Origin of the sequence: uncultured Thomasclavelia sp., from assembly GCF_944324745.1 — a bacterium.
Lineage (GTDB): Bacteria > Bacillota_I > Bacilli_A > Erysipelotrichales > Coprobacillaceae > Thomasclavelia.
On record NZ_CALUXO010000087.1, the window covers coordinates 1 to 22,123 of the forward strand.

Consider the following 22,123-nt stretch of genomic DNA (forward strand, 5'->3'; position numbering starts at 1 on the left):
AATGAAAAACTATCCTAAGGTTATCTTTTTTGATAGAATCTTCTGTATTCAAATACAGGAGATTATTATGGAAAGAAATATTATAGGAGATTTATTAATTTTGAAACAAATGAATATTAAACCAAACTTTAGCGAACTTGCCAGAATCTACGATATGGATAGACATACAGTAGCTAAATACTGGCGTGAAGGAGGAATAAAAAAAGTGGAACGTAAACCTAGAAAAAGTATTCTGGATAAATATAGCGATGAAATCACTAGATTGTTTGAGAAGCCTGGTGTTCATAAACGTGCTGCATATGAGTATCTTCTAGACAGGTATGGTGAGGACAATATCGGAACTTACAATAATTTTAAATATTACACTTGGAAACGTGATATGAAGCCACAAAAAACTGTCAAGCCTCATGTCAGATATGAAACAAGGCCTGGCCAACAATTGCAGGTAGACTGGAAAGAAAATCTTAGAATGACGACCATTCATGGTGAAGTCATAGAATTCAATCTCATGACATCTACACTTGGCTATTCACGTGAACATATATTTGTCTATACCAAAGGAAAAACAACTGAAGACTTCCTTAGATGCATCATCGATACCTTATACAGGCTTGGAGGAACCCCTGAACATATACTTACTGACAATATGACAGCTGTAGTGAGCATTACTAATGGCTCTAAAAGAAAGCATCAGAAAATCAGAGCCTTTGAAAAGGATAGCGGCATGAAGATAAGGCTATGCAAAACAAGAAGTCCACAGACAAAAGGAAAAGATGAATCAGCCAACAGATTCATTTCCTGGCTGAATGCATATGATGGCGAGATTGAAAATGAAGAAGAACTTATCCATCTTATTGAAAAGATCAATAGACGAGTCAATAACACCATCAATCAGACAACGAATATGCCGCCGCATGTTCTCTTTGAAAAAGAAAAGGAATATCTCAGACCCTTACCAAACAAAGTGATGCTTGATAGCTATGTAGATAATGTCATTACGCAGATAGTGCCACCAACACTACTGGTTACCTACAATGGATCTGGATATTCCGTTCCTACAAAGTTTATCAACAAAAGAGTCAAGCTAGTACCAATTGAAAATAAACTTTATGTATATTTTAACACAGAACTTGTGACAGTACATCAAATAAACAAAAATAAATTCAACTACAAACACGATCATTATCAGGAGGCACTGCATCATACAATCTGCAACAAGGATATAGATATCGATGCAATTGCAGAAGAAAATTTAAAACTGCTTGAAAGGATAGGTAAATAAGGATGGCAACAAACTATAACAGGCTCATGAACAATCTGGAAACATTGAAGCTCGATCGCATAAGAGAATATTTAGATACATATATAAGCATGGTAAATGAAGGAAAGAAGGATATGGTGGAAGCACTATATGAACTGACTAATTTTGAAATGGAACTTAGGAATGAACGAGCGATGAACGCATGCGTGAAGGTGGCCAATTTCCCATATATAAAAACATTTGAGGATTTTGATTTTTCATATCAGCCTTCGATCAGCAAGGAGCAGATACTTGATTTTAGAAATCTCAGATTTATGGAAAAAACAGAAAATATTCTTCTCATTGGAACCCCAGGTGTAGGAAAAACACATCTGGCGACATCAATTGGAATAGAAGCAGCAAAAAACAGAAACAGTACATATTTCATAAACTGCAATGATCTCATCCTACAGCTAAAAAGAGCCCATCTAGAAAACAGACTAGAAACACGATTGAAATTCTTTGCAAAATATAAGCTACTTATCATAGATGAGGTAGGGTTTCTTCCGCTGGATAGCGAATCATCGAATCTTCTTTTTCAATTGATAACAAAAAGGTATGAGAAACATTCAACAATCATAACAACCAACAAATCACTGTCACGATGGGGAGAGGTTTTTGGTGATAATGTATTAGCGAATGCAATCTTAGACAGACTTATTCATCATTCACACATCATAAATATCACAGGAAGGTCATATCGAACAAAGGATAAGATATCCATGATTGAAGATGATGATCATAACAACCAGAACTGGTGAAAATTAAACTAACACTTTTGGTAAATTTTATATTGACATTAACAGTATCTTACCATCTTAAAATTTTTTTCAGGGCAGTGCATCAATACCTTGTTAAGAAAACTATAAACAGATTCTCTGACATCGACACGTTTGTTATCTTCATGACGATGATAAAACAAATGGAGCATTTTCTTGTATTAAATAGTAATTTTTTCTCTCAAATATTTTGAAAAATAGTGCATTTATTAATTTTAATTGTGAATTTTAAGTTATACACATAAGTTTTATATTCAAAAGCACAAAAATTTGATATATTCATTTTGTTGTGAGAAAGGGGGATAATTTAAAATGGGGAAAAAAATGATATGGATAGAATAAATATACCAAGTAGATAATAAGAAAAAATATGGGGTAGAGTTATAGTGAGGAGAAATGTTAATAACATTTGAGTAGGAAAATGGATAATGAAGCAAAGATAGTTATTTTGACTGAAGATTTAGAGTTTAAACATAATTTAGTTAATCAAATAAGTAAAGATGAACAATGTTTATTGAAAGCTGATTTTAAAAGCGGATGTGATTGTGTTAATTATTTATCAAAAAATAGTTGTAATGTATTAATTGTTGATTTGATCTTAATGGAAATTGACGGTATTGGGGTTATTAATAAGATTAATCAAGTTAATAGTGGCGCCTATCAGTATCTTATTTGTACAAGTGATTTTGCAAGTAGTATGATGTTTGAACAGTTAGAAAAACTAGATGTTGATTATTATATTAAAAAGCCATTAAGCTACGATTATTTGATAAAGGTTATTCATAAACTAATTGAGTCAGATTATCCAAATGAAAATAGACAATTAATAAAAACAGAAATAGAAGATAAAATACATGATTTATTGACTAAAATAGGCATACCGCGGCATTTAAAGGGTTGTTATTATTTGCAAACAGGTATTAATTTAGTGATGGAGGATATAAATATATTAAGTGAAATTACTAAAGAACTATATCCAACAATTGCTAGAATCCATGGCACAACAGCCTCGAGAGTAGAACAGGCAATTCGCCATGCAATCAAAAACACCTGGGAAAATGGGAATAAAGATATCTTAGAACATATTTTTGGGTATCGTTATAAACATCGGCCCTGTAATTCAGAATTTATTTCTACAATTGTTGATAAATTATTAACCGAAAAAAAGAATCATTGAGAATAATTCTCATGATTCTTTTAGATAAATATTTATAAGTAACTATGACGACTAGCAGCTTTGGTTTGATGTTCTAATCGTAATTTATCAGCAATCATAGCAATAAACTCAGAGTTAGTAGGTTTAGATTTAGTAGCACTAACTGTATAACCAAAGATATCATCAATAGCATCAGTATTTCCACGATTCCATGCTACTTCAATTGCATGGCGAATAGCTCTTTCAACACGTGAAGCAGTTGTACTATATTGGCGTGCAATATCAGGATATAAAACTTTTGTAACTTGACCTAATAGTTCAATATTATAATAAGTTGATAGAATTGCAGTTCTTAAATACATATATCCTTTAATATGAGCTGGAATACCAACTTCATGCAGGATATCCGTAATTTCATTTTCTAATTTAATCTTTTGATATTTTTCGGATTCATCTTGAGACATCATTTTTATGTCTTCTAAAGTTATTTTCATAATAGAATTTAATGTTGCAGTAAAATAATTTAAATCAAATGGTTGTTTAAAACAATAGCTGACATTTAACTTTTCTAATGATTCACATATTAATGGATTAGTAAAACTAGTAATACATACGACTTTATTATAAGCACGATTATTTATTTCCTTTAACTTATTCAATACACCAATGCCATCAATATTACTTAACATTAAGTCGATAATTAAAAGATCACAACTATTATTAGATAAATAATTTAAACATGCTGTAGCATTATCACTAGTACCAATAACCGTAAAATTATTAGTGGCGATTAAGCTCTCTTTAATATTATTCAATAAATCCTTGTTTTCTTCTAAAATGTATACGGTATACTTTTTTACGTCTGTCATCTCTATATTCCCCTTTCGTTTTAGTGACAAAATTTATTATATTTATACAGTTTTAAAGTGAAAAGGGATTATAAAAAGATAATTTTTAATTTAGAAAACTCGCAAATATCCTTTAAAGATACAAGAAAGTTTTCGCGCAAATTCGTGTTAAAATCACGAATTTTTATAGATAAACACGAATGATGTCAAACATGAAATTTATGCTAATTTAAAGATTAAAACATTCAAATTATCAAGATAGATATAATTAATCTGATATTGACCAGAGGCAAAGTTATCAAATAAATCAAACATCTCTTGTTGATCAATTAAGCTAGATTTTGCTTTTTGATAACAATCATCACTGAATTTGAATTCCATCCATTGAATATTGGTATTTTGATATTTTCTGACCATTGAAGATAAATTTGATAAATCATAAGTATTATTATAATAACCATCATGATTAAAATAACAGTATGTGTTAGTTTTAGTAGTTTCATATTTATCAGTTGGTTGATAAAGTTTAAGCATATCATTAGAATCAAACATAAAATATGAATACATTGTGAAGCTGTTATTATCATCAACATAATCACCCCAGGTAGCATCAATATAGTAATAATCATCTTCCAAGACAACCAAATTCCAGGCATGATATTCAGTATTTTCAGTAGTTTGTACTAATGGTTTACCAACGATATATGCTGTATTAATATTTAGACCATCACACAAGTATTGAATCGCTTTAACATAACCACTACAAACAGTATTTCCATAAATTAAAGCACTAGTAACTTGCTGATTGTCTTTAGCTCCTTCTACATAAGTACTTTTTTCAATAACAAAGTTATAAACAGCCTTGAGTTTATCGTAGTCAGATAAACTACTATCTAATGAATTAATAAAATCATTACGAACAGTTTCTAATTGATTGGTTAAATCAGTAACTTCATTTTCAGTATATGAATACTTAGGAAGATAGTAGTAATGACTGACCTGGTTTTGAATTTCATAATAATTTAAATAAAAAATTTCAGGATGATCATAAAGAACATAATCATTTATTTTTGAAACAGTATCGTAATCAGCAGTATTAATCTCTGTTTTATTATCATAATTAGTTAGGCAATTATAAATTTCAGTATATAATTCTTTTTCATCATCATCTAATGATTGGTAATAATAAGAGTAATTAGTTTCTTGATATAGTTCAATTGTTTTTTGTTCATTAGCTGGCTGCAAATTTGAATCATCGTTTTGAAAAAACGAACATCCAGTTAATAGAATTAGTGATAAAAAAGTGATAATTATTTTTTTCATAAACAAAACCTGCTTTCTTTATAAATATTAATAATTATAGCATGATAATGAATTTTAGTGTTTATATTCTTAATATTTGCGGATATTTTATGTTGTCAAGAAAGAAAATCTTACATTTTTCTTATTTTTTTATTTAATTTGGACATAAATTTGTATTATAAAAAAGAATATGATATTATTTAACGGTAAAAAGTACATAAATGTACTAAAATAGGAGGCCTGCATGAAGACAAGTAATAAATTTATAAAATTCATAACTTCGAAATATTTAATTTTGGCAGTACAGTTAATCGCGACCGCAGTATTTACATATTTAGTATATGGAACAAATATGGTTCCAAATAGATATATAATTGGAGGCTGTGCTGGATTATGTTTATTAATTATTATCTTCTTCTTTATTATGAGAAGTGGACAAAAGAAAATTAACGAAGGTCAGCGAAGTAAAAGATCAATTATTACTAAAGTAATAAGTTTATTAATGAGTATTTTATTAATGGTGGCTTCTAGCTTTGTTGTTAGAGGTAATAGTTTCTTTGACAATGTTACAGAAGCAACAACTCAAAATTATTTGGTTTCTGTAATTACAATGAAGGATAGTAAAGCCAATAAATTAAGTGATTTAAATGGTGCTAAATTTGGAGTATCTTATCAATATGATACAACAACGATAACTAAGGCAATTGCCGATATCGAAAATGAAATCGGTGAACAAGATGATATTACAAGATATGATGATTATACTGGATTAGCTGATGCTTTATATAATGGTGAAGTTGATGCAATTGTGGTTGGTCAAGAATATAAGCCAATGTTAGAAGCTAATCATGAAAGTTTTGATGATGATACTAAGATCATTAAATCTTATGAATATGAATCTAAATTATCAGTAACAACTAAACAAACAAACGTAACTGAAAATACCTTCACGGTATATGTAACTGGTATTGATACTTACGGTTCAGTTAATACTGTTGCTCGTAGCGATGTTAACTTAATTGTTTCTGTCAATCCAATTGAAAAACAAATTTTGATGACAAGTATCCCACGTGATTGTGAAATTGAACTTCATCGAAATGGTGAAATGGATAAATTAACGCATACTGGTATTTATGGTACTAGTGAAACAATTAGTACAATCGAAGATTTCTTAGATGTCCAAATCAATTATTTCGCTAGAACTAATTTTAGTGGTATCACTAATATTATCGATGCATTAGGTGGAGTTACAGTTGATTCAGATTATGCTTTTACAACATTACATGGTAATTATGAAATTGTAAAAGGTGAAAATGAAATGGATGGCGATAAGGCATTATGTTTTGTTAGAGAGCGTTATTCTTTACCAAATGGTGATTTCGACCGTGGTAAGAATCAACAAAAACTATTAAAAGCTATGCTTGATAAAGCTATGTCAGCTAGAATTATTACAAACTTTGATAATATCTTAAGTGCTATCGAAGGATGTTTTGAAACAGATATGTCTAGTGATGAAATTAGATCATTAATCAATATGCAATTAGATGATATGGCTGAATGGGAAGTTTATGATATTCAAGTTGCAGGTGAAGGATATCAAACTGATGAAACTTATTCAATGAGTGGCCAAAAGGTTTACGTCATGAAGCCTTATAAAAAACAACTAAGCATGATTAAAGATGTAATCGATAAAATCGAAGCTGGGGAAAGAATCAGCAATGATGATATTGAAGAAATAAATGATTACCAAGGTTAGAGCTTACTTGTAAGCTCTAATTTTTTTCCAACAATTACAGCTATATTATGACATGACAATATGTTATTATATAAGATACAATGAGGTGAAAAAATGAAGTCAAGAAGAAAAAAGAAGGGAATATTTTCAAAGCTTTTATCAAAGGGTGTCATTTTAACACTCCAATTAATTGCTTCTATTGTATTCTTGGGATATATATACATTTTAAAGATGTTGCCGCTTAGATATTATCTTATTTTAGTGGTCATCGTTATTTTCTTATTTTTAGGGGAAGTTATCTGGATAACAGCAGGTGCTCGTAAAAAAAGAAGAACAGGGAAAAGATTTAAAATATTTATTAGTAAACTAACAAGTATTGTTCTTTCTGTATTTATGATTACGGTCAGTGTTTTTGCTTCTAGAGGAAATGATTTTTTAAATAACATTACTAATGCCTTTACCCAAACCAGAGTAATTGCAGTTTATGTAATGAAAGATAGTGAAATTGAAAATGTTGATGATTTAAAAGATAAATCGATTGGTGTCGATTATAATACTAGCAATGCCAGTATTAAAGAAACGCTTAATAAATTATATGATGAATTAGGGTCGCACTTAGATGAAACAAATTATGACAATTATACTTCGCTAGCAGATGCATTATATAATAATGATGTCGATTGTATTATTGCTGATCAATCATTTTTAAGCAATCTAGAAACAAATCATGAAAGTTTTAGTGATGAAACTAAAGTTATTTATCAATATGAAATAACTGAAAATATTAACTCTGTTACTACTAAAACTAATGTTACTAAAAAGCCATTTATTGTTTATTTGACCGGTATTGATACTTATGGATCAGTTAGTAGTATTTCCAGAGCTGATGTTAATTTATTAGTTTGTGTAAATCCAATTGAAAAACAAATATTAATGGTAAGTATTCCTCGTGATACTCAGGTTAATTTACATATGAATGGGCAAATGGATAAAATTACTCATTCGGCTATGTATGGTATCAATGAAACTATACAGACCTTGGAAGATTTCTTAGATTTAGAAGTTAACTATTATGCTAAAACTAATTTTAGTGGTATTACAAATATTATCGATGCTTTAGGTGGCGTTACTGTTAATTCAGATTATGCTTTTACTACATTACATGGTAATTACCAAATCGTTAAAGGTAAAAATGAAATGGACGGTGATAAGGCATTATGTTTCGTTAGAGAACGTTATGCTTTACCAAACGGAGATTTTGATCGTGGTAAGAATCAACAGAAATTATTAAAAGCCATTTTAGATAAAGCAATGTCATCAACTATTATCACTAATTACAATAATATTCTTTCAGCAATTGAAGGAACCTTTGAAACTGATATGGCAAGTGATGATATTAGAGCTTTGATTAATATGCAACTAGATGACATGGCCAGCTGGGAGATGTTTAATGTTCAGGTAACTGGAGATCCTGAGTACACATATAAGACATATTCTCAAAAAGGTCAAAGAACTTATGTAACTATTCCTGATGAAGATAAGTTGGAAGATATTAAAGCTGTCATTAATAAAATTGAAAGTGGTCAAGTAATAACAGATGATGATGTTTCAGGACTTGAATAAGCGAAAGTTTTAGCTTTCGCTTTTTTTCATTTGAAAAGAAATATAGAAATTTATGGAATATAAATATAATGACAGGTAGTATTTTGATAATTCATATAATATAATTTAAGAAAGAAAACTACCTGAATATATAAAGGTGGTGATAAAGTGACACTAGTTAATAAATATGCAGCTGAAATTAATCGCTTAGTATTATTTGATGATCAGTTTGCAATGGTTGTTTTTGATGATAAAAAATGTATCGAAAAAATCCTGCAGATAATCTTAGACCAAGAAAATATCAATATTAATGAATATCAGCTGCAAAAAAATCTAAAAAATCTGCAGGGAAGAAGTATCATCATGGATATCTTTGCAACGAATTCAAAGAACAGCTATAATTTAGAAATCGAACAAAAGAAAATAAGAGCTGCTTTAAAAAGAGCCAGATTTCATAGCAGTTTAATCGATGCCTATATTTCAAATCCTGGTGATGAATTTACTAAATTACATAATATTGTAGTTATATTTATCTGTAAAGAAGATGTCTTTAAAAAAGGCTTGCCGATATATCATGTTAGTGAAATAATCTATGAAACTAATGAGATAGTAGACAGTGGGATAATTAAGATCTATGTCAATGGGCAATATGAAGATACCAGCAGTGATATTGGGAAACTGATTCATGATTTTAAGGAAACAAATCCTGAAAAGATGTATTTTAAAGAGCTAGCTAAACGAGTAAGATATTTAAAAGAAGAAAGTGAGGGAATAGAAAAGATGTGTGGTGTATTTGAAGAATTTGGAAAGAAACGTGAATTGCAAGGTGAGAAAATGGGGCGAAAAATGGAAAAGATTAATACTTTGCTGCAATTGATGAATAAGAAATATTTTGGTTATGATAATACCTGGATAGAAAAGTGTAATAGTGAACAGTTAAAACGAGGATTAGATTTAATATTAGATGAATTAAGTTATAATGAATTTAAACGGAAAATATTTGAGTAGTAATATTAAATATGGTTTAATAAAAAGTTGTTTTTAACAACTTTTTTATATACCGTTTTATTTAAAATAAGATTAAAATTCTTTACTTGATAAGGAAATTTAAGTTTATGAAAAGGTTAATAAAATTGTAATATATATTACATAATTTAGTAGAAAAAAGTAATAAAATATTAATTAGATTATTAGTTTTATAGCAATAAATGGGATTTTTTTGTTAATTATGAGAATTAATTGAAACATAATTTTTTTGTGCTATAATTGATTAGAATTATTGTTTAGTTTCGTAAGGGGAGATAGTATTTGAAAGATAAATTAATTAATATTTTAGCTAAATTAAAGCCAAGTGAATTAAAAATAAAAAATCACATGAAAATTATTATTGGATTAATAGCGGCGATAGTATTACTTTTAATCTTTGTAAATGTTTACTATAGTAATCGCTGGTATCCTAATACAGTAATAAACGGCGTTGATGTTTCTAATATGACATATCTAGAAAGTGAAGATGCTTTTGCTGATCAATTAGAAGATTATTCACTAGATGTAGTTGGAAAAGATGGATTATCGGTTAATGTTAACGGTAATGAAATAGAGTTATCAGCCCAGTATACAGATATTCTTAAACAAGATTTTGATGATCATAAAAGTCAAAGAAGTATTTTTGGTTTTTTGGGAAATCATGATCATGACTTAAGCTTTGATGTAACTTATAATCAAGATACATTAAATAACATTGTAAATAACTCAGCTTTAGTTACTGGTACTGAAGGGAATCCTATTGTTGCTTCGACTAATGCTTATATTACATATGATGAAGATACTAAAAGTGGTAAAATCGTCGAGGCTACAGTTGGAAATCAAATTAATTTAGAACAGTTAAATACATTAATCAATCAATCAATAAGTCAAATTGCTGTCAGATTAGATTTAAGTGATCATAATGAAGCTTATCAACAACCAACAGCAAATTTAGATGATGATAAATTGCAAGAAATGTTGGCAACCTATAACAACTATCTTTTAAATTGGGTAAGTTGGGATATGGGTGAAGATACTGTTGAAACCATGACACCTGAAGATATTAAAGATTGGTTGAGTACTAACGATGCAGGTGAAGTCGTTCTTGATCAAGATGCGATGGAAGAATGGGTTGAAGCATTTTGTTTAAAATATCGAACAGTTGGAAAAGAACGTAATTTTACGACTCATTCAGGTAATGTAATCCAGATTTCTGGTGGGGATTATGGTTGGCGAATTGATTATGATAAAGCAGTTGAACAAGCTTATAATGCGATAACAGAAGAAACTGATAGTTCATTAATCAATGCTTATATTGATAATCCTAGTGATAAAAATCAGAAAGCATTAACTACGACATTAAAACCTGAGTATTCAAATGAAGGTTATAAAAAAGATTATAAAAATTTTGAAAACGATTGGGACACTCAAAATTATAGTGAAATCGATTTAACGGAACAAAGAGTCTATGTTTATAAAAATGGTGAATTAGCTTATAGCTGTATTTGTGTAAGTGGTTTGCCAACAGCTGATAATAGCCGAATTACTAGAACTGGTGTCTGGTATATTAAAGAAAAGAAGCCAGAAAAAGTTTTAGTCGGTGAAGATTATGAAACACCGGTTAAATATTGGATTCGAATTATGTGGACTGGTACTGGATATCATGCGTTAGATCGTAGTGATTGGGGTAGATGGACTCCAGATCTATATAAAACTCGGGGATCACATGGTTGTTTGAATTTACAAGAAAGTGATGCCGCTCAATTATATCAATTAATAAGTATTGGTGATCCAGTATTTATTCATTATTAATTTGATAGTTTTATCTTATGGCAGTAACGAATTTTGTTACTGCTTTTTTTATGAGTATTTTAGAGATAAAAATCATTAAATATTAGAATAGGTGCTATGGGGGTTGTTTAAAAAATTGTTTATAAATAAAGATTTAAATTAAGGAAATGTTGGTAATAGTTTTAAAAAGACAAAATAAAAACCAGAAATCATTATACTGATTTCTGGTTAACTATGTCTTATTTTACTTTTCCAGCGTACATTTTTTCAAAATAATTTTGATATTCACCAGATAAGATGTTTTGCCACCATTCTTTGTTATCTAGATACCATTGAATAGTTTGTTGAATTCCGGTATCAAAGTTATATTTTGGTTTCCATCCAAGTTCTGTTTCTAGTTTTGTTGGATCAATAGCATAACGACGGTCATGTCCTTTACGATCTTCAACAAATTTAATTAATGATTCTGGTTTATTTAAAGCTTTTAAAATTGTTTTAACAACTTCTAAGTTAGTTCTTTCATTATGTCCACCAACGTTATAAACTTCACCAACACGACCTTTTCTAATAATTAAGTCGATAGCAACACAGTGATCATAAACGTGTAACCAGTCACGAACATTATCTCCTTTACCATAAACTGGTAATTCTTCATCAGCTAATGCTCTTGAAATCATTAGAGGAATTAGCTTTTCTGGGAAATGATATGGACCATAGTTGTTAGAACATCTAGAAATAGTTACTGGTAAACCATAAGTACGATGATAAGCTAATACAAATAAATCAGCTGATGCTTTTGAAGAACTATATGGACTAGATGTATGTAATGGTGTTGTTTCCGTAAAGAATAGATCTGGACGATCTAATGGTAAATCACCATAAACTTCATCAGTAGATACTTGATGATATCTTTTTACTCCAAATTCTTTAGATGCATCTAATAATGTTGTTGTTCCCATTACATTTGTTTTAACAAAGATTTCTGGATCAGTAATACTTCTATCAACATGTGATTCAGCTGCAAAGTTTACAACTACATCAAATTTTTCTTTTTCAAATAAATCAAAGATGAATTTACGATCAGCAATATCCCCTTTTACAAATTTATAGTTTGGTTTTCCTTCTACAGGTTTACATGTCTCTAAATTTCCAGCATATGTTAATAAATCTAAATTAACAATCATATCTTCTGGATATTTATTAACCATATAATGAACAAAGTTTCCACCAATAAATCCGGCACCGCCAGTTACTAAAATTTTCATTTATTTATCTCCTTCATATACAAATTGATTATTTGATTCTTCAAGGGTAGGACCAGTCATATCTTTTTCACTTAATACTGGTTCAATTCCGTCTAATAATTTACCCCAGTCAACATTACAAGTAGGATCATCATAACGCATACCACCTTCAGATTCTTTGTTGTATACATTATCTACTTTATATCTAAATTCAACATTTTCTGTCAAAGTTAAAAATCCGTGAGCAAATCCTTGAGGAATAAAGAATTGACGATGATTTTCTTCGCTTAATTCTACTGATACCCATTGACCATAAGTAGGGCTACCTTTACGAATATCTACAGCGACATCAATTACTTTTCCTTTAGTACAAGAAACTAATTTAGATTGAGCATAAGGCGGATTTTGCCAATGTAAACCTCTTAAAGTTCCCTTTTGAGCGCTAAATGACATGTTGTCTTGAACAAAGTCAACAGTAACTCCTAATTTTTCATATTTAGGTTTAGAATATGTTTCAGTAAAATATCCTCGATGATCTCCAAAAACATCTGTTTCGATAATTAAAACACCAGGTATTTTAGTTTCAATTGCTTTCATATAACCACTCCTTTTATTGATCAATAAATTTACCGTCTAATACATCTTTTAAGTATTTACCATATTGGTTTTTCTTATATAACTCATAAGATGAATTTAACTGTTCTTTAGAAATCCAGCCATTATTATAAGCAATTTCTTCAAGACATGCAATCTTACGATTTTGATGTGTTTCTACAGTTTTAACAAAGTTAGTCGCATCAACTAAACTTTCGTGAGTTCCGGTATCTAACCAAGTGAAACCTTGTCCTAATAAAGTAACATCAAGATTTCCGTTTTCCAAATAAATTTTATTAAGATCGGTAATTTCTAATTCACCACGAGCACTTGGTTTAATACTTTTTGCGTATTCAACTACTTTATTATCATAGAAATATAAACCAGTTACGGCATAGTTTGATTTAGGATGAGCTGGTTTTTCTTCTAATGAAACAGCATGTCCATTTTCATCAAATTCAACAACCCCAAATCTTTCAGGATCATCAACATAATATCCAAATACAGTTGCACCACTTTCTTTATTGGCTGCTTGTCTTAAACGTTTTGTTAAACCATGACCATGGAAAATATTATCACCTAAGATCATGGCACAAGCATCACCATCAATGAATTCTTCACCTAAAATAAAGGCTTGAGCTAATCCATCTGGAGAAGGTTGCACCTTATATTGTAGCGAAATACCAAATTGACTACCATCACCTAATAACTCTTCAAATCTTGGAGTATCATCAGGTGTTGAGATAATTAAAATATCTTTGATTCCAGCGTCCATTAAAATACTTAATGGATAATAAATCATTGGTTTGTCATAAATTGGTAATAATTGTTTACTTGTTACTTGAGTAAGAGGATATAATCTAGTTCCTGATCCTCCTGCTAATACGATACCTTTCATATAAAGCCTCCTTATATACATGTTTATATTAAACCCTTACGTAACGTTATGGTCAAGAAAATATTGATATTTTCTTATATTATTGGCATTTTAGCTGAAATATAACTCAATTATCAGGCTGTTTTATTTTTCTTACGATATTGATTTGGTGATATCTTGGTTTTAGCTTTAAAATGTTTAATAAAATAGCTGGAGCTGTTAAAACCACACTGATAAGCAATTTCAGTGATAGTATTGTCAGTAGTTAATAGCAGCTTAGTAGCTTGTAACAAGCGATAGTTGATGATGTATTCAAAAATAGTACAGCCCATTGCCTGTTTAAATTCTTTACAACAGTGACTTTTAGACAGATTGACTATTTTGGCAATTTCTTCAAGACTAATATTTTCAAAGTAATGACAGTTAATATAATTAATAATATTTTTAATTAATTGATTATTATTAATCAATGGCTGATAAGATAATGTTGAAAAATAAAAAGTATATAAATGATTCCAGATTTGTTGTAATGATATTAAGATTGTTAGTTGATTAGAAGCATCTTTTATATATTCAAAATATATTTGTTTTAATAGAATAATAATTTCTTTTTGCCAGTTAATTTCTTGTTTAAAAGTACAGTATTGGATGGCAGAATTTTCGACATATGGTTCGACATATTTATTATTGATAATACTACCAGAAAAACTAGAAATCAGTTTAGAATCAAAATCAAAACAAATATAGCTACTATCAATATCTTGGTAATTTTTTATTTGATGCAATTGTTTGGAATTGATAAAAAGTCCTTCATCTTTGGTTAAGACTATCGTTTCCTGGTTGATATGAAATTCAACTTGGCCAGCAGTGACTAAACAAAATTGTAATTCTTGATGCCAGTGCCAATCAATAAACCCCAAAATATTTTTATTAATTCGAGTAGTGTAGATGGCTAAGGGGAAATCAAGGGTTCCATGTTGAGTAGTTTCTTTTTTGTCGTGATCAAAATTTATATTATAGATTTGCATAGAGACCTCCATCAAAAAAAGAATATAGTTATATAATTTAGTTATATTATGATATTTTTAGTATAGTAAAGTCAATATAATATTATTTAGGGAGAGGGGGATAAAATTGAATTATAGTTTTTATGAAAATAAAAGAGCTAGTTTTGATAATCCTGATAATTTAAGTACTGACTTTGATGAAGTGATAAATTATCATCAAGCAATGTCTCAATACCAAGTTACACCACTATATTCATGGACAGATTTTGCCAAATATTACCAAATAAAAGCAATGTATATTAAAGATGAAGCCTATCGTTTTAATTTAAATGCCTTTAAAGGTCTAGGTGTCAGTTATGCACTAAGAAATTTAAAGGAAAAAAATCCGGTTTTAGTAGCTTGTACTGATGGTAATCATGGAAAGGCGTTAGCTTGGATGGGAATGATCAATCATTATCAAGTAATTATATTTATGCCTGAAGGTAGTGAAGTCAGACGAGTTAAAGCAATCGAAAAATACGGTGCAAAAGTTTATGTAACTAAGATGAATTACGATGATACAGTTAGATATGCAGATGATTTTGCCAAAAAACATCATTATCATTTAATCCAGGATACTATTATTGGGGATAATACTAAAATTGTAAAAGATATCATGTTAGGTTATATAACTTTAATTAGTGAAGCTTTAAGTCAAATGGAAGAAAAACCGACACATGTTTTTATTCAAGCTGGAGTTGGTTCATTAGCCGGTGGTATAATCTGGTATTTAGCTAACCAGAATTTTGACATTCCGTATATTGGAGTTATCGAGGCTGATTGTTGTCCTTGTATTTATGAATCAATTAAAAATAACCAAAATTGTTCCATTAAAGGAAATCCCCAAACAATAATGGCTGGATTGAATTGTGGTGAGGCTAATTCGATAGCTTTAAAATTAATCGGGGCTTATGCGACCTGGTTAATTAAATGCCAAGATCAAATAACGATTCAAGGAATGAATCGGGCTAAAAATCCTATTGGCAATGATCAAAAATTTTCTGCTGGTGAATCAGGAGCGGTTGGTTTAGGATTAGCTGAAAGAATTTTAAAAGAAAATAGGGAGATATTTAAAATTGATCATAATTCAGTGATTTTAGTAATAAATAGTGAAGGAGAGTTACAAGATGAAAAATGAATTATTAAATTTTGTCAGTAAGGCAATACAAATACCAAGTTATTCTGATCAAGAAGAAAAAATGGCCCATTTTATTTATGATGAGATGGTAAAACTGGGTTATGATGATGTGATGATTGATACAACTGGAAATGTTATTGGAAAAATGGGAAATGGAGCTAAAATTATCCAATTTGACAGTCATATGGATACAGTTGAAGTAAATGATGGTGATTTATGGCAAGAACCTCCATTTTCAGGAAAAATCGTTAATGGTGTTTTATGGGGAAGAGGTAGCGTTGATATGAAATCAGCTTTAGGTGCCAGTATATACGCTGTCAAACTTGCTAAAGATAAGGGATACTTAAAAGATAAAACAGTTTATGTTACAGCTACGGTTTGTGAAGAATATTGCGATGGGGTTAATTTACAGCATTTGTATCAAGAGCTAAATATCAGACCAGATTATTGTATCATTTGTGAACCAAGTAACAATATCATTACTTTAGGACATAAAGGAAAGGCGCAAATTAGAATTACGACTCATGGTGTCTCTGCTCATGGTAGTGCTCCCGAAAAGGGGAAAAATGCTATTTATGAAATGGCCGAAATAATTGAGCGGGTTGAAAAATTAAATAATCAGTTAAATCAAACAGGTAGTCAGCATGGAACAATTGTTTTATCGAATATTTCATCAATAAGTGCCTCATTAAATGCGGTACCAAGTGAATGTTCTATTTATTTAGATCGGCGTTTGGCGTTAAATGAAAGCTTAAAACAAGTTGCTACAGAAATGGAACAATTAATTGCTGAAAAAGATGCTTCATGGGAAGTTGGTAAATTATCACATACTAGCTGGAAAGGGGAAAAACTGGAATATATCCCAATGCATGAGCCATGGATAATTGAAAAAGATCATCCCCTAACAAAAGCTTTGTCTAAAGCTTATACTAACGTATATCACCATGAACCAGAAAAATTTGATTTTTGGGATTTTGGAACTAATGCCATTACTCCTGTATCAATGAATATTCCTACTATCGGTTTTGGACCAGGTGACTATAAATTGGCCCACATGCAAAATGAACATATTGAAATCACCCAGATTGAAGAAGCTTGTTTAGTATATAGCGAATTAATTAAAGAATTATAATAAAAACATCCTGTTTAAACAGGATGTTATTTTTTTTAGTTAACATAGCTGATAATTTCCATATTCTTTAATAGTGATTTATTTGGTTGTGCCATGTTATTTTTCTGTTATCATTGTTTTATAAATTCCATTAGTTGCCATCAAAACAATTCCCTCAACAGCATTAATGACCATACTTTTAACAGCTTTATCAGTATAAAAAGCCATATGCTGTGTCATGACGACATTTGGAAACTGTCTTAAATAATGGATTCCTCGATTATTTAAAATATCATTGCGATGATCGATATGAATCAAACCTTCTTCAGTTTCCACTGTATCCAGTCCTAGACCGCCAATTTTACGATTTTCAATGGCATCAATCAAATCATCGATTTTCATCAATTCACCACGGGCACAATTAATTAAAATTACTCCATCTTTCATTTTAGCAATTGAGTCTTTATTTATTAGATGATAAGTCGAATCAAGTAATGGGACATGTAAAGAAATAACATCACATTTTTGATAAATTGTTTCTAAATCACAATACGTTGCATATTTAGTAACTTCAGGATTAGTATAATTGTCATAAGCTAGGATCTTACAACCAAATCCTGATAACTTTTTAATAACTGTGGCCCCAATTCTTCCGGTTCCAATAATTCCAATTGTCAAATCATCCATCTCACGTCCACATAAACCAGTCAATGAATAATCATAAACTTGACCGCGCCATAATGCTGGTTTGTAATTACGAATTACTAGCAAGATCAACATTATTGTATAGTCAGCAACTCCGGTTGGTGGATAATTGGCATTACAAACTTTAATGCCTAATTGATTAGCCGTTTTAATATCAATATGATTATAACCGATAGTTCTCGTGGCAATATATTTGATGTTATGTTGTTGCAGCTTTAATAACATTTCCTGATCTAATTGGCTTTGACCAAGAATAGTGATGGCATCATAATCACTAACTAAGTTTAATGTTTGTTTAGTTAGTAATTCATTAGTTAAAGTTATTTTTAAATTAAGTTGTTTTTCTAATTGTTTAAAATAGGCTACTTCGTCGTCGCGAACTTCAAATGCGTATATTTTCATAAAAACTCCTTTCTATTTACTGCAAATAAACAAGCCAGAATCTTTGGTAATTTTAATACCATTATTTTTGGCAATTATATTTTCAATATACTGTTTAAATTCTTTCATTTGATTAGCAAGAATATCATTTTGATTACCGTGACAACTTAAAATATAGTCAATTAATGGTTGGGATTTTGTGATTAATAATGAGTCATCATATTTTTTTAATTCAATAAAACTAAAATATTTCTTTAAAATATCATAACCATTTTCCAAACCAAAATAATCAGGTAACGGTTCATCTGATAAACTAATTCTTTCATCAAATTCCTTAGCAATAATACTAATTTCTTGCATATGTTTTTTACTGTAGGTCGTACAATAAAAAGTCCCTTGATTTTTTAATACTCGAGTAATTTCTTTTAAACCAGAATCAATATCTTTTAAATAAAACAAAACATGATTAGCAATAATGGTATCAAAGTAATTATTTTTAAATGGAATATTTTGACAATCAATAACTAAATAATTATATTCATTACCTAATTTACTTTTAGCTTCTTCAACCATTCCCTCGGAAGCATCAGAAAGAAAGATCTCTCGATTTCTTAAATTATAATGATTATTTTCCCATAGTTTACCATTACCACAACCAATTTCTAATAATCGATATACTGTTGAAAAATCAATTTGCTCAAAGAGCCAGGGAAACCATCCTTGATGATTGGTTGAATATAAATCATGTAGTTTTATTCTTGCAGATAAATTTTTAGCATTCATATAATGATTAACAATGTTTTCATCAATTGATGATAATTTTATTAACTCAATTATTTTATCCCAGGCAATATTATTTTTAGAAATTAGACGTTCTGTAGCTTTTAGTGATTCTTTTAAGTTATTTAGATGTTTAATTTTTTGATCAATTAAAGTAGTTTGCATTTGAATAGATTTTAAAAAACTATCTTGATCATCATCTTGAATCAAAGGATAAATTTCTTCTAAAGAAAAACCAAGTTCTTTAAGACAAAGAATTCTTTGAAGGGTGATTAGATCTTGATTACAGTAGCGTCGATAACCGTTATCTAATATTTTGGTTGGTTTTAAAAGACCAATTTTATCATAATATCTAATTGTTCTGATGGTAACACCTGCCATTTTGGCAAATTCACCAGTTGAATATAATTTTTCCATAGTTTTATTATAAGGGATATGTTTGGTTTTAAAAAGTTTATTTTTTAAGAAAATATAAGGATTTTCTAAAGAATTTCTTAAATAAAATTGTATTAAAATCGATACTTTTGTATAATTAAATAAATATAACATATTAAAAATTTAGTAGGTAAGGTGGGGAAAATGGAAAAAATCAAAGAACTTGGTTTCAAAATTTATGATCGCATTAATAATCGGATGCTTGATTATCGCTACAAAGTAAATAAAAATGCTGGTATTTGTTTTTCTTACTATTTGATAATGTCAATAATCCCAATTTGTTCACTCGTTGCTTTCTTTGCTTCATTATTGCATGTTGATTTGTCAGTAATTGAAGAAGTACTCCAAAATTATCTTACGCCAGAATTTGCATCTATAGTCGTTAATTACTTAAATTCGAGTCATATTAGTTTGTCTTCAATTGTAGTTTTGGGAATGTCACTATATGTGGTAAGTCGGGGAATCAATCAGCTTTATGGTATTTCCAAAAACTTATTTCCTGCAGCTCATGAAAGAAATGTAATCGTTGAACAGATATTGATGCTTATTAAAACGATTGCAGTATTTGTATTATTGTTGCTTATAATATCATTATTAACAATTTTACCAATTGTTAGTTACTTTGTCGATTTAAGTGGGATATTTTTACTAGGGGATTTATATTTATTTATTGTATTTTTTGTGATTTTGTTTTTATTATATAAAATAATTCCCGATGCTCATGTTCATGTTTTTGATATTGTCAAAGGGGCAACAGTAGCTAGTATTTTGATGATGATTTTATTAGCCTGTTTACAGTTTTACTTTGGAATTGCTGATTATACATCAGTTTATGGGCCATTAGCTTCGATTGTCGTTGTCATGATTTCTTGTTCATTAGTGGCAGAGTTGATATTTATTGGGATGTATGTAATGTTTGAGGCTCATATGAAACGATTAATTAAAGAAATGAAAAAAGAATATGAAAAAAAATATGAAACAGTGACAGAAACGAATATTAAATATTAAAGATGATAAAATGGTAGTAATTAAGGTTATTACCATTTTTATTGTATTAAAAATAAATATCATTTAGAATAACAAGTATAAAAATAATAGAAAGAGTGAAATAATGAAAGATGTAAAAAATATAGTTGGAATATTATTAGGAAATACGATTTATGCTTTAGGGGTAGTAATGTTTATTTTGCCAAATAATTTAATAACTGGTGGTACTACTGGGATGGCATTATTAATTAATGCTACTACAGGATTTTCAATTACTATTTTTGTTTATTTGTTTAATATTATTATGTTTATATTGGGATGGAAAATTTTAGGTAAGAAGTTTGCTTTAACAACGCTGATTAGTTCCTTTTATTATCCATTTATTTTAGGAATACTTCAAGGTTTTTTCAATAATGAAAAAATGAGTAATGATACGTTATTATGTGTCATATTAGCTGGGTTAATGATTGGAGCGGCAATTGGAATTGTGATACGTTGTGGGGCCAGTACAGGTGGTATGGACATCCCACCATTAGTACTAAATAAAAAATTAGGAATACCTGTTTCTGTAAGTATGTATGGTTTTGATTTTGTCATTCTTTTAGGACAAATGATTATTAGAGATCGTGAAATGGTGTTCTATGGAATTTTACTGGTTCTCATTTACACGGTTGTTTTAGATAAAGTGTTAGTAATCGGTAAGGCGCAGATGCAAGTAAAAATTGTCAGCGCTAAATATAATGAAATCAATGATACCATTATTAATGTTTTAGATAGAGGAACAACATTAATTCATAGTGAAACGGGATTTAAACATAACCCATATCCAGTAGTATTAACTGTTGTTAATAATCGGGAATTAACGCAATTAAATAATTATGTATATGATATTGATCCTGATGCTTTTATGATAATAAATCGAGTTAATGAAGTACGTGGAAAAGGATTTTCAAGTGCCAAAAAACATGAAGTTAAAGAATCTTAATTATATGGTTTTATTTAAAATAGCGTAGAAGGGAATAGTGAACTATTCCTTTTTTAGTAACAAAAAATACAAAATAATAGTGTATTTAGATATTTTGTAGAATAAATATTTTTAATGATAAAGGTGAAAATAGTTATATCAGATAATTAAAAGAAAATGAGAATAAATAATAGGATTTATAATAAAAAATAGAACTGGAAGATTAAAATCGCAGATAGAAATAATAGAGCTATTTTATTAAAAAATGATAGAAATTATTTTAGAATAATCACAAACCATAGTAATTACATGTATGTATATG

General features: G+C 29.3%; 19 protein-coding genes. 11 read left to right on the plus strand and 8 right to left on the minus strand.

Annotation, left to right across the window (positions count from 1 at the left end; genetic code table 11):
- From istA to Q0K54_RS12435, 3 genes are all read left to right on the plus strand, one after another.
- The coding region (istA, locus tag Q0K54_RS12425) for an IS21 family transposase (RefSeq protein ID WP_294581688.1) at positions 1-1,282 on the plus strand (1,282 nt) is incomplete at its 5' end.
- Positions 1,283-1,284: 2 nt separating this feature from the next.
- A complete protein-coding gene (gene istB / locus Q0K54_RS12430; protein ID WP_087303535.1) occupies positions 1,285-2,061 on the plus strand; it encodes an IS21-like element helper ATPase IstB in 777 nt (258 codons plus the stop codon).
- Between the two features lie 439 nt (positions 2,062-2,500).
- Positions 2,501-3,256 carry a sporulation initiation factor Spo0A C-terminal domain-containing protein gene (locus Q0K54_RS12435; RefSeq protein ID WP_294581689.1) on the plus strand — a complete coding sequence of 252 codons (756 nt, stop codon included), beginning with the start codon at positions 2,501-2,503 and terminating at the stop codon, positions 3,254-3,256.
- 32 nt (positions 3,257-3,288) lie between these two features.
- Here Q0K54_RS12435 and spo0A read toward each other — a convergent pair whose 3' ends face one another.
- Both spo0A and Q0K54_RS12445 read right to left on the minus strand, forming a co-directional pair.
- Positions 3,289-4,104, minus strand: a complete 816-nt coding sequence (spo0A, locus tag Q0K54_RS12440; protein WP_294581691.1) for a sporulation transcription factor Spo0A — start codon at positions 4,102-4,104, stop codon at positions 3,289-3,291.
- A 198-nt stretch (positions 4,105-4,302) separates the two neighbouring features.
- Complete coding sequence (locus Q0K54_RS12445; RefSeq protein ID WP_294581693.1) at positions 4,303-5,406, minus strand: transglutaminase domain-containing protein; 1,104 nt, start codon at positions 5,404-5,406, stop codon at positions 4,303-4,305.
- Between the two features lie 223 nt (positions 5,407-5,629).
- On the opposite strand from Q0K54_RS12445, the gene Q0K54_RS12450 reads away from it, so the two are divergent.
- The 4 genes from Q0K54_RS12450 to Q0K54_RS12465 all read left to right on the plus strand — a co-directional run bounded on the left by Q0K54_RS12450 (position 5,630) and on the right by Q0K54_RS12465 (position 11,560).
- Positions 5,630-7,141 carry an LCP family protein gene (locus Q0K54_RS12450; RefSeq protein ID WP_294581695.1) on the plus strand — a complete coding sequence of 504 codons (1,512 nt, stop codon included), beginning with the start codon at positions 5,630-5,632 and terminating at the stop codon, positions 7,139-7,141.
- Positions 7,142-7,234: 93 nt separating this feature from the next.
- Complete coding sequence (locus tag Q0K54_RS12455; RefSeq protein ID WP_294581696.1) at positions 7,235-8,743, plus strand: LCP family protein; 1,509 nt, start codon at positions 7,235-7,237, stop codon at positions 8,741-8,743.
- Positions 8,744-8,890: 147 nt separating this feature from the next.
- Positions 8,891-9,730 (plus strand): hypothetical protein, encoded by an 840-nt coding sequence (locus tag Q0K54_RS12460; RefSeq protein WP_294581699.1) that lies wholly within the window; start codon positions 8,891-8,893, stop codon positions 9,728-9,730.
- A 300-nt stretch (positions 9,731-10,030) separates the two neighbouring features.
- Positions 10,031-11,560: a L,D-transpeptidase family protein gene (locus Q0K54_RS12465; protein ID WP_294581701.1), complete on the plus strand. Its 1,530-nt coding sequence runs from the start codon at positions 10,031-10,033 to the stop codon at positions 11,558-11,560.
- 218 nt (positions 11,561-11,778) lie between these two features.
- Here the strand turns inward: Q0K54_RS12465 and rfbB are convergent, their stop codons facing one another.
- The 4 genes from rfbB to Q0K54_RS12485 form a co-directional block, all read right to left on the minus strand.
- Complete coding sequence (rfbB, locus tag Q0K54_RS12470; protein WP_294581702.1) at positions 11,779-12,804, minus strand: dTDP-glucose 4,6-dehydratase; 1,026 nt, start codon at positions 12,802-12,804, stop codon at positions 11,779-11,781.
- The gene (rfbC, locus tag Q0K54_RS12475) at positions 12,805-13,380 is read right to left on the minus strand and encodes a dTDP-4-dehydrorhamnose 3,5-epimerase (RefSeq protein WP_294581703.1); all 576 of its coding nucleotides are present in this window, start codon (positions 13,378-13,380) and stop codon (positions 12,805-12,807) included.
- A 13-nt stretch (positions 13,381-13,393) separates the two neighbouring features.
- Positions 13,394-14,275: a glucose-1-phosphate thymidylyltransferase RfbA gene (rfbA, locus tag Q0K54_RS12480; RefSeq protein ID WP_294581705.1), complete on the minus strand. Its 882-nt coding sequence runs from the start codon at positions 14,273-14,275 to the stop codon at positions 13,394-13,396.
- A gap of 113 nt (positions 14,276-14,388) precedes the next feature.
- A complete protein-coding gene (locus Q0K54_RS12485) occupies positions 14,389-15,282 on the minus strand; it encodes an AraC family transcriptional regulator (protein WP_294581707.1) in 894 nt (297 codons plus the stop codon).
- A 106-nt stretch (positions 15,283-15,388) separates the two neighbouring features.
- Between Q0K54_RS12485 and Q0K54_RS12490 the strand changes: the two genes are divergently transcribed.
- Complete coding sequence (locus Q0K54_RS12490; RefSeq protein ID WP_294581708.1) at positions 15,389-16,438, plus strand: diaminopropionate ammonia-lyase; 1,050 nt, start codon at positions 15,389-15,391, stop codon at positions 16,436-16,438.
- Positions 16,428-17,570, plus strand: a complete 1,143-nt coding sequence (locus Q0K54_RS12495) for a YgeY family selenium metabolism-linked hydrolase (RefSeq protein WP_294581710.1) — start codon at positions 16,428-16,430, stop codon at positions 17,568-17,570. Before Q0K54_RS12490 ends, Q0K54_RS12495 begins: the two co-directional genes overlap by 11 nt.
- A 96-nt stretch (positions 17,571-17,666) precedes the next feature.
- Here Q0K54_RS12495 and Q0K54_RS12500 read toward each other — a convergent pair whose 3' ends face one another.
- Both Q0K54_RS12500 and Q0K54_RS12505 read right to left on the minus strand, forming a co-directional pair.
- Positions 17,667-18,656 carry a D-isomer specific 2-hydroxyacid dehydrogenase family protein gene (locus Q0K54_RS12500; RefSeq protein WP_294581711.1) on the minus strand — a complete coding sequence of 330 codons (990 nt, stop codon included), beginning with the start codon at positions 18,654-18,656 and terminating at the stop codon, positions 17,667-17,669.
- Positions 18,657-18,668: 12 nt separating this feature from the next.
- Complete coding sequence (locus tag Q0K54_RS12505) at positions 18,669-19,832, minus strand: MerR family transcriptional regulator (RefSeq protein WP_294581713.1); 1,164 nt, start codon at positions 19,830-19,832, stop codon at positions 18,669-18,671.
- A 162-nt stretch (positions 19,833-19,994) separates the two neighbouring features.
- Here Q0K54_RS12505 and Q0K54_RS12510 point away from each other — a divergent pair, with 162 nt between their 5' ends.
- A complete protein-coding gene (locus Q0K54_RS12510) occupies positions 19,995-20,858 on the plus strand; it encodes a YhjD/YihY/BrkB family envelope integrity protein (protein ID WP_294581715.1) in 864 nt (287 codons plus the stop codon).
- 103 nt (positions 20,859-20,961) lie between these two features.
- A complete protein-coding gene (locus Q0K54_RS12515; protein ID WP_294581716.1) occupies positions 20,962-21,822 on the plus strand; it encodes a YitT family protein in 861 nt (286 codons plus the stop codon).
- Positions 21,823-22,123: the final 301 nt, after the last annotated feature.

Coding starts and splice junctions, on each gene's coding strand:
- Q0K54_RS12500 (WP_294581711.1), bottom strand. CDS start 18,656: ATGAAAATATACGCATTTGAAGTTCGCGACGACGAAGTAGCCTATTTT.
- Q0K54_RS12450 (WP_294581695.1), top strand. CDS start 5,630: ATGAAGACAAGTAATAAATTTATAAAATTCATAACTTCGAAATATTTA.
- rfbB (WP_294581702.1), bottom strand. CDS start 12,804: ATGAAAATTTTAGTAACTGGCGGTGCCGGATTTATTGGTGGAAACTTT.
- Q0K54_RS12510 (WP_294581715.1), top strand. CDS start 19,995: ATGGAAAAAATCAAAGAACTTGGTTTCAAAATTTATGATCGCATTAAT.
- Q0K54_RS12455 (WP_294581696.1), top strand. CDS start 7,235: ATGAAGTCAAGAAGAAAAAAGAAGGGAATATTTTCAAAGCTTTTATCA.
- rfbA (WP_294581705.1), bottom strand. CDS start 14,275: ATGAAAGGTATCGTATTAGCAGGAGGATCAGGAACTAGATTATATCCT.
- Q0K54_RS12515 (WP_294581716.1), top strand. CDS start 20,962: ATGAAAGATGTAAAAAATATAGTTGGAATATTATTAGGAAATACGATT.
- Q0K54_RS12445 (WP_294581693.1), bottom strand. CDS start 5,406: ATGAAAAAAATAATTATCACTTTTTTATCACTAATTCTATTAACTGGA.
- Q0K54_RS12505 (WP_294581713.1), bottom strand. CDS start 19,832: ATGGAAAAATTATATTCAACTGGTGAATTTGCCAAAATGGCAGGTGTT.
- rfbC (WP_294581703.1), bottom strand. CDS start 13,380: ATGAAAGCAATTGAAACTAAAATACCTGGTGTTTTAATTATCGAAACA.
- istB (WP_087303535.1), top strand. CDS start 1,285: ATGGCAACAAACTATAACAGGCTCATGAACAATCTGGAAACATTGAAG.
- spo0A (WP_294581691.1), bottom strand. CDS start 4,104: ATGACAGACGTAAAAAAGTATACCGTATACATTTTAGAAGAAAACAAG.
- Q0K54_RS12485 (WP_294581707.1), bottom strand. CDS start 15,282: ATGCAAATCTATAATATAAATTTTGATCACGACAAAAAAGAAACTACT.
- Q0K54_RS12495 (WP_294581710.1), top strand. CDS start 16,428: ATGAAAAATGAATTATTAAATTTTGTCAGTAAGGCAATACAAATACCA.
- Q0K54_RS12435 (WP_294581689.1), top strand. CDS start 2,501: ATGGATAATGAAGCAAAGATAGTTATTTTGACTGAAGATTTAGAGTTT.